General features: G+C 68.2%; 1 protein-coding gene. It reads right to left on the reverse strand.

Annotated elements, in window-relative coordinates; genetic code table 11:
- On the reverse strand, positions 1 to 785 hold a 785-nt coding region (locus LL06_RS26145; protein WP_035534034.1), incomplete at its 3' end, for an ATP-binding protein.
- Between the last annotated feature and the right edge of the window lie 29 nt (positions 786 to 814).

Genomic DNA, 814 nt, shown 5'->3' on the forward strand with positions numbered 1-814 from the left:
GGGCTTGAGGAGCGCGCCTGCGTCTCCACCTCGCCGATGGCGATCGGCAGCGGCCGCCGCGACAGCGCGGGCCCCAGGCCCACGAAATTGCCGCGGGCGAGATCGCGGAACATCTCCGCCTGGCGCCGGTCCATGCCGAGGAGATCGGCGGCGCGCGCCATGTCGATGTCGAGGAAGGTGCGGCCCATCAGGAAATTCGAGGCTTCCGCCGCCACGTTCTTGGCGAGCTTGGCGAGCCGCTGCGTGGCGATGACGCCGGCGAGCCCGCGCTTGCGGCCGCGGCACATCAGGTTGGTCATCGCGCCGAGTGACATTTTCCGTGCGTCTTCCGAGACGTCGCCGCCGACGGCGGGGGCGAACATCTGCGCCTCGTCGACCACCACCAGCACCGGGTACCAGTGCTCGTGCTCGGCGTCGAACATGGCGTTCAGGAACACCGCCGCCGCGCGCATCTGCTGCTCGACCTCGAGGCCTTCGAGGGAGAGCACGCAGGAGACGCGGTGGCGGCGGATGCGGCTGGCGATGCCCGCGAGCTCCGCCTCGCTGCGCTCGCCCTCGACGACGAGATGGCCGTATTTTTCCGACAGGGTGACGAAATCGCCCTCCGGATCGATGATCACCTGCTGCACCCATTGCGCCGATTGCTCGAGCAGGCGGCGAAGCAGATGCGACTTGCCGGAGCCGGAATTGCCCTGCACCAGGAGACGGGTCGCCAGCAATTCCTCGATGTCGAGCTTGGCCGGCTGTCCGCCGCTCAGGCTCCCCATGTCAATTCCGACCTTCACTCTGGCTTTACTCCCTCACCTGCAGGCGC

Source organism: Hoeflea sp. BAL378 (assembly GCF_000759435.1).
Classification (GTDB): Bacteria; Pseudomonadota; Alphaproteobacteria; order Rhizobiales; family Rhizobiaceae; genus Hoeflea.